We start from the raw sequence: 7,799 nt of genomic DNA, 5'->3' as shown, positions 1-7,799 counted from the left end.
CCGAAGCTATGAATTGAAGCCCCAGTAAACGGCGGCCGTAACTATAACGGTCCTAAGGTAGCGAAATTCCTTGTCAGGTAAATTCTGACCCGCACGAATGGCGTAACGACTTGGGCGCTGTCTCAACGAGAGATCCGGTGAAATTTTAATACCTGTGAAGATGCAGGTTACCCGCGACAAGACGGAAAGACCCCATGGAGCTTTACTGCAGCTTGATATTGGACTTTGGTACGATCTGTACAGGATAGGTGGGAGCCTTTGAAGCGTGAGCGCAAGCTTGCGTGGAGGCGCCGTTGGGATACCACCCTGATCGTATCGGAGTTCTAACCTGGTACCGTGATCCGGTATGGGGACAGTGTCAGGTGGGCAGTTTGACTGGGGCGGTCGCCTCCTAAAATGTAACGGAGGCGTTTAAAGGTTCCCTCAGAATGGTTGGAAATCATTCGCAGAGTGCAAAGGCATAAGGGAGCTTGACTGCGAGACCTACAAGTCGAGCAGGGACGAAAGTCGGACTTAGTGATCCGGTGGTACCGAATGGAAGGGCCATCGCTCAACGGATAAAAGCTACCCTGGGGATAACAGGCTTATCTCCCCCAAGAGTCCACATCGACGGGGAGGTTTGGCACCTCGATGTCGGCTCATCGCATCCTGGGGCTGAAGTAGGTCCCAAGGGTTGGGCTGTTCGCCCATTAAAGCGGTACGCGAGCTGGGTTCAGAACGTCGTGAGACAGTTCGGTCCCTATCTGTCGCGGGCGTAGGAAATTTGAGAGGAGCTGTCCTTAGTACGAGAGGACCGGGATGGACGTACCGCTGGTGTACCAGTTGTCTCGCCAGAGGCATCGCTGGGTAGCTATGTACGGAGGGGATAAGCGCTGAAAGCATCTAAGCGCGAAGCCCCCCTCAAGATGAGATTTCCCAGTATGTAAGACCCCTTGTAGACGACGAGGTTGATAGGTTCGAGGTGGAAGTGCGGCAACGTATGCAGCTGACGAATACTAATCGGTCGAGGGCTTAACCAAATTCCTAATGTTCAACTTTACGCAAGTTTCGTATCTAGTTTTTAGGGAATAAATATTCCTACTGTGGCGATCGTGGCGAAGGGGTTAACGCACCGGTTTGTGGATCCGGCATTCGTGGGTTCAAGTCCCATCGGTCGCCCTTTTCCCTACTTAATGGGGATTAGCCAAGCGGTAAGGCAACGGACTTTGACTCCGTCATGCCTAGGTTCAAATCCTAGATCCCCAGTATACTTTCTTAAGCGGTCGTGGTGGAACGGCAGACACACCATCTTGAGGGGGTGGCGCTCACAAGGCGTGAGGGTTCAAATCCCTCCGACCGCATCCCAAAGAAAAACCCTTGATAATCAAGGGTTTTTCTTTTTGTTCTCTATAAATGAAGGCGTTACTGAAAAATCATGTAGCCACTTCCTGTTGCATGACTCTACTATTTTCTAGGAAGCATAGTCGTTCCACTTTGTACAAATCATAGATGAATTGACCTTGATTGATGGATGCATACTTGTGAGGGTGTGTATCGTTGGCTAACTGGGCGTAAGGGAGTTTTTCGACTGCCTTCTTGGATCGAATATTTTGTTTTCGTATCTTCAAGAACACGGTATCTATGTTATTTTCAAGAAATAATTCTGTGAAAAAGGATTCTTTGGCTTGTTGATTATACCCCTTACCGAAAAAGGGAGACCCAATCCATGTGGCTAGGAAGCCTGTTCGATTAACAATATCATAAAGCTCAATGGTACCAATGGGTTGTCCCATTTCATTAAGGATTGTTCTGGATATACATATGTCGTTTTCTTCCTCGACGATTATTTGTTTGGTTAGGAACAAATATGCTTCATAGCATAGGCATTTATTACGAACGTAAGGGAATACAGCGGGATCCATCATGAAGTTGTACAGGGAATGGCAATCGTGTAAGTCGCGTTTTTTTAGCATTCTATCTACCACCTTGCCTCTTATGATTCGTGCAATCAGACAATTTAAGTATATAAAAGGACTTGTGGATTTAGATGAACGCTACGTTTTGTTTGTGTAAATGTATCATAGAGATTGCAAGAAAGACCCCTCATTTACGTGAAGGGTCTTTCTTTATGGAACGAGATGATCTAGCTTTTTGCGTAACAGCAGCCGCAGCGCCAGCATGAGTAACGGTAAGCCGAAAGCGATGGGGAGCGCAATTATGGGCCAGTCGTGTTCCAAGTATTCAATTGCCCGGAAATGATCTCTAACGATCCAGGTGCCGAAAGGACCAAGCAGGAGACAGACAGGTAGAATCATGCTTTTGTTGCTTTGGAGACCGAGAATTTTGGACAGGGAGACAGATGTGCCATATATACAGAACATCACTTCAAACAGAACGGAGACAGAATATAGCGCGATCATGATCATTTCATACCGCTGGAGGAAGTTTCCGATATGCGCGTTTCGTGCTAGTTTCATACAGGAAATTGTATACTGGCTTGTCACTTCTGCGGATAAGACGCCACCTTCAAGAATCGCCCAAATGATAATGAGCATGCCGCTTGCCAGAATGCTGATTACACTGATCAGTCCGCCGCGTGAAGCTGTGCCGCTCATCATCGGCATAATAAGTGCAGCGAGCATAATAGCGAGGGCCCAATCGGCATCGAAGTGTATACTGGCCGCAGCGGTATGGGGAAAGCCATGCTCCAAAAGCGGAAGCAGATTTCGAATATCGAACTCATTGGTCGAACCGACCACAATCAGTATATTTAACAGGAAGATAAAAAGCAGACCGATCAAGGCAATGCGTGCCATGACTTCTAAACCGTAATAGCAACCAACTGCTCCTACGATAAGTGAAGAGGTCGTAAACAGCCAAACAGGCGCTTCAGGTAGAAAGTAATCTTTGAGGTGATACACGAAAGTGATCATAACAGGCCCGAAGGCTGCTAAATATAAGACAAATATGAGCAGCGCTACGATTTTGCCAAACCATTTGCCGAGCAGAACTTCGCCTAGTTCGATAAAATTGAGATGCGGCGTTCTGCGGATGACCAAATAAGTGATATACATCATGAACGCGCCTTGCAGCGTGCCAAGCAGCGTAGCGACCCACATATCTTGGCCGACCGTGCGAGCGAGAACCCCCTGAGTAACGCCGATCGCCTTGGCGAAGATCAGATTAACGACCATGGCGATGAACATGCCATTTGTAATTTGGATCTTTCTCATTTGACCCCCCGTTCGGCTGCTTTCAGGACGGTAGATTGAATCGTAGCCTTGACTTCTACGCTCGTCTCCGCCTTCGAGAACGTTGCATCCCAGTCTTTTCCCAGTGTCTGCCATTCTTGCGGAAATTTATTGCGAAACACATCGCCAAACTTCAAAAAGTCAGAATGGAAGTTCTGTTGAGCTGTGTTCACAACTTTTTCGATTTGGGAAGCGACCTTCGCTTCAAGCGCTTTCTCAGCATCTTCTCGGATATCAACGATCGAAGCCTCACAATTGTTCTCGACAACATCGGACTTGACCTTCAGTTGGATACGAAACCTAGGCAGCTGATTCACATAGGAGGGCTGTACGTTGAACTGAATTTCTTTGAATTCGACGGTAACAATCTGATCTTCCTGATGAGGACAGGTGACTACTTCGGTACGGCTTTTTATTTTTTGTAAAAAATACATCAAACCCTTGGTCTCCTTTAAGGTAAGCCAACCCATCATCTTATCTTCAAGAAATGCCGCTGCGCCTGCCAACTCGACTTGCTTGATGGAGCCGTGTTCTTCGGGCTTTTTATTGGAAATGCCTCTTGGCACAAGGCTTACCTGAGCAAGTACAGGTTGTACAGTTCGGCTTAAATAAGCCTCCTCCAAATTCATCATATTGGTTGCCGGTGCTAAACCAACGATCTGAATATTGCGGAACAGCCGATCCACGGCCTCGCCAGGTACCACTTCAAGCCCAGTAATCGTGGAGATCACCTCATCAGGTGAATCCTTCGTTACAGCGACCCAAGTGTTCATCCGGAGTTCATGATTGCGTGTGAAAAAATCAATCATATCCGCAATGCCCCTCTTCGCGTAGCTCTCTTGCATCACGATTAAAAAATTGTGCGCCCAGTACACGCGCCGCGAAGTGAATTGCCCTAGGTGGCGAATCGCATCGAAGATGCTTTTGCCTTCGGCGCTGATGGAATAAATCGGCTGTCCAGTGCCACCAGAAGGTGCACCCGTTTGCCCGCGTGCATCAGCGGGTCGAATGATTTGAACGGATACTTTGACGGAGCCCGGCTCTTTACCGACATCCAAGCCGACGGCGGTCACTAGAGCTAATTCGTTAATTTGGCGCAGGCCATAGCAAGCGGTTGTGAGCAGCAGTTGAGTGAGTACCAAGAACATACAAAGGACTCTCATCATCGTTGTCACTCCTTCTGCACAGGTTTTTGCTGATCGTGCATACGCTGCGTATCCTGGGCAAAAGCGGGTCGCTCATCCATCATCCAGAGTGGCATTCTGAGCATCATATCCCGTTGGTCTTCTTGGCGGAAAGGACTGGCAGGTGCCAAGTAAGGCTCGCCAAAGGAACGGATGGAAAGCGCATGGAGCAGCAGAATAAAGAAAGTGCCGGAGAATCCAAGCAATCCGAGGGTACCTGAAGCGATCAGGAGCGGAAAGCGGAATATGCGCAGTGCCAGTGAAGACGAATAGCTTGGAATGGCAAATGACGAAATTCCCGTGATGGCGATGACGATGACCATAAAAGGGGAGGCAAGTCCTGCTTGAACGGCTGCCTGCCCGATAATCAACGAGCCTACGATACTTACGGCTTGGCCGATAGGCTTCGGCATACGCAACCCGGCTTCACGCATTAATTCGAATGCAAGCTCCATTAGAACGGCTTCAAGCAGAACGGGAAAGGGAACAACTTCTCGTCCAGAAGCAATGGTAAGGGCGAGAGCGGTTGGAATCATCTCATGGTGAAAGGAAACCAGCATCACATAAATGGATGGCAGTATTAAAGAGATCATGAATGCAATGTAACGCACAATGCGAAAAAACGTCCCCGCCCAATAACGGTTATAATAATCATCCGGCGCTTGAATGAATTGCCAGAAGAATGTCGGCACGATCAAGGCAACTGGGGTATTATCTGTAAAAATTGCCACTCTGCCTTCCAGCAAAGCTGAAGCTACTTTATCCGGACGTTCCGTACTTTGAATCGTATTAAATGGGGATAATGGCGCATCTTCAATCATTTCCTCAATATAACCACTTTCGAGGATGGCATCGATCTGTATGCGGGATAACCTTTTCTTGACCTCGTCGACAAGTCCAACTTTGACTAAATCCTGGATATAAGCGATATTGATATCCGTTTTCGTTCTAGTCCCAATGACCATGCCGTCCATGCGCAGCATAGGATCTTTGATTCTTCTGCGAACGAGAGCTGTGTTCGTGCGGATGCTTTCAGTAAAGCCGTCACGTGGACCACGGACATTGTTCTCGGATGCAGGCTCTTCAACGCTGCGATCTTTCCATCCTTTAGAACTGACCAGCAAGGTTTGTTCAACACCATCGATCAGAACGAGTGTATCGCCGCAGAGGATGCCTTCAATGCCTGTGGCCAGTGATTTGCATATTTTGATCGATGCATTGAACATTAAGCTGCTGAGAATTTCCTCTGCTGTCGCCAGCAGAGCGGGTTCTTCCACTAACTCCGCACCGGAGACGACAAGAGCCTTTAATGCTTTATCAATTATAGCTGGATCGGCAAGTCCTTCTAAGTAATAGCAGCTTCCTGGATATTCAGGATTGCCGCAGAACATGAAGTCGCGTCTCTGCACATCGACACTTTGCCCCAATATTTCCTCGATGGCTGCCGTCTTGTTCGACCAATTCAACCTAAGGGCTTCTTGTCCTACTGCCTGCAAGACGTTCACCTCTAATCTCTGCCTATAGGAATAGCCTCCAAGCCGCTGGCTACACTAACAACAAACGAAAGGAGCGGCTGTGATGGTTTTTATCATTCGGTAATTTACCAGTCTGTTCTCAACACGGAGTGGTTCATGTGGATTGTGGTATATGGTGTTATGGGCATTAACATTTTGGCACCTGTTGTCGTGTGGTACCGACTTAAAGGGAAGCAAGCGATTCAGAAATATATAGCATTAAAACGACAGGGCAAGAACAACTGAATTGTGAATCTTAACTATTTTTCCAAAAAATCATCAGAATATTACGGAAAAAGAGGGGATTGGCTGCCGACCAACAAGAGAGGTCTTCTACTTCTTCGCACTGTTGTCACTTTGGGGATTGCGGTGGTAAGATAATAGAACTAAGTGATTATTTACCAATGTAATTTGTAAGCGTTTGCAATATAGGTAACCGGGATATCCATATCCCATAGGGGGAGAGCCGAATGGCCTTAAGCCAATTGATGGATCAGCAAAAAAGGTATTATCTCACCGGTGCCACGCGAGGACTGGATTTCCGGCTTGCCCAGCTTAAGAAGCTGAAGCAAGCGATTGTCGAACGTGAATCTGACATTATTCAGGCGCTTCGCACGGATTTGAATAAGGGAGAGAAGGAAGCGTACGCGTTTGAAATCAGCATTGTGTATCAAGAAATCGCACATGTCATGAAGCATTTGAAACGTTGGATGAAGCCCAAAAAGGTGAAAACACCCATGACGCATTCTGGAAGCCGAAGCTACATCATCCCTGAGCCGCTTGGTGCGGCGCTTATCATTGCGCCTTGGAATTATCCCTTTATGCTGGCATTTGATCCGTTAGTGGGAGCGATTGCCGCTGGCAATACGGTTGTGTTAAAGCCTTCCGAGCTAGCGCCTGCAGTATCTGCTGTGATGTCCTCGATATTGCGTGCTGCCTTCGAACCGCACTTTATCGCGGTTGTGGAAGGCGGTGTGGAAGAAAGTCATGCGTTGCTGGTGCTGCCGTTTGACAAAATCTTTTTTACGGGCAGTGTCGCCGTCGGGAAAATCGTGATGGAGGCGGCAGCGAAGCATCTCACACGAGTCACATTAGAGCTTGGCGGCAAGAGCCCCTGCATCGTACACGATGATGCGCAATTGAAGCTGGCGGCGCAGCGAATCGCTTTCGGGAAGTTCTCAAACGCAGGGCAGACTTGCGTGGCTCCCGACTATCTACTCGTGCATAGGAGCGTGAAATCGAAGCTATTGGCTTACTTGCAAGAAGCAATTGTTTCGTTTTATGGCAGCAAGCCGCTGCAAAGCCCCGATTATGGCAAAATCATATCCCGCCGTCATTATGAGCGGTTGCGTCATTTTATGAAACAGGGAAAGGTTGTTATAGGTGGGCTGGCTAACGATCTCTCGCTGCAAATTGAACCAACGGTGCTTGAAGATATTACCTGGGAAATGACCGTGATGCAAGAGGAGATTTTCGGCCCTATTCTTCCTGTACTTACTTATGACAGTCTTGAGGAAGTGATCGGGTTAATTCAAGCTCGGCCGAAGCCGCTTGCTTTGTATGTTTTTTCAGAGGATAAAAAGGTGCAAGATACCCTGCTGGAGCGAATATCATTCGGCGGCGGGTGTGTCAATGATACGCTGATGCACTTCGGCTCTACACATCTGCCTGTCGGCGGTGTCGGTGAGAGCGGCATGGGCAGCTATCATGGTGAGATGAGCTTTCAGATCTTTTCGCATATGAAAAGTATCTTAAAGCAGACGACGAAGTTCGATATTCCTTTTCGCTATCCTTCTAGTCAAATTGGCTTGAAAATCATTCGCAGGTTGACTAAGCCGTAACCAATCGCTCAATTAGGAAGAGGGAGTCTC

At 47.9% G+C, this 7,799-nt stretch carries 6 protein-coding genes, 3 tRNA genes and 1 rRNA gene; 6 read left to right on the top strand and 4 right to left on the bottom strand.

The window, feature by feature from the left end:
• The 4 genes from AC58PV_RS03670 to AC58PV_RS03655 all read left to right on the top strand — a co-directional run.
• Positions 1 to 1,019 (top strand): 23S ribosomal RNA (locus AC58PV_RS03670); the annotation flags it as partial.
• Positions 1,020 to 1,085: 66 nt separating this feature from the next.
• Positions 1,086 to 1,158: transfer RNA gene (locus AC58PV_RS03665), tRNA-His, on the top strand.
• Between the two features lie 15 nt (positions 1,159 to 1,173).
• Positions 1,174 to 1,245 (top strand) — tRNA-Gln (locus AC58PV_RS03660).
• Positions 1,246 to 1,258: 13 nt separating this feature from the next.
• A tRNA-Leu gene (locus tag AC58PV_RS03655) sits at positions 1,259 to 1,340 on the top strand.
• A 72-nt stretch (positions 1,341 to 1,412) separates the two neighbouring features.
• Here AC58PV_RS03655 and AC58PV_RS03650 read toward each other — a convergent pair.
• The 4 genes from AC58PV_RS03650 to AC58PV_RS03635 all read right to left on the bottom strand — a co-directional run bounded on the left by AC58PV_RS03650 (position 1,413) and on the right by AC58PV_RS03635 (position 5,910).
• Entirely contained in the window at positions 1,413 to 1,952 is a 540-nt protein-coding gene (locus tag AC58PV_RS03650) for a GNAT family N-acetyltransferase (RefSeq protein WP_497430917.1), read from the bottom strand.
• A 153-nt stretch (positions 1,953 to 2,105) separates the two neighbouring features.
• Positions 2,106 to 3,212 carry a GerAB/ArcD/ProY family transporter gene (locus AC58PV_RS03645; RefSeq protein WP_497430916.1) on the bottom strand — a complete coding sequence of 369 codons (1,107 nt, stop codon included), beginning with the start codon at positions 3,210 to 3,212 and terminating at the stop codon, positions 2,106 to 2,108.
• On the bottom strand, positions 3,209 to 4,396 hold the full coding sequence (locus AC58PV_RS03640; RefSeq protein WP_497430915.1) for a Ger(x)C family spore germination protein: 1,188 nt from the start codon (positions 4,394 to 4,396) through the stop codon (positions 3,209 to 3,211). Before AC58PV_RS03640 ends, AC58PV_RS03645 begins: the two co-directional genes overlap by 4 nt.
• Positions 4,397 to 4,401: 5 nt before the next feature.
• Complete coding sequence (locus AC58PV_RS03635; RefSeq protein WP_497430914.1) at positions 4,402 to 5,910, bottom strand: spore germination protein; 1,509 nt, start codon at positions 5,908 to 5,910, stop codon at positions 4,402 to 4,404.
• 135 nt (positions 5,911 to 6,045) lie between these two features.
• On the opposite strand from AC58PV_RS03635, the gene AC58PV_RS03630 reads away from it, so the two are divergent.
• A complete protein-coding gene (locus AC58PV_RS03630; protein ID WP_497430913.1) occupies positions 6,046 to 6,174 on the top strand; it encodes a hypothetical protein in 129 nt (42 codons plus the stop codon).
• Between the two features lie 224 nt (positions 6,175 to 6,398).
• Entirely contained in the window at positions 6,399 to 7,769 is a 1,371-nt protein-coding gene (locus AC58PV_RS03625; protein WP_497430912.1) for an aldehyde dehydrogenase, read from the top strand.
• Positions 7,770 to 7,799: the final 30 nt, after the last annotated feature.

The sequence above is a fragment of the Paenibacillus sp. J22FR83 genome, from assembly GCF_059691955.1.
The sequence above is the reverse complement of the archived record's forward strand: the minus strand, read 5'-3'. Positions and strand labels throughout refer to the sequence as shown.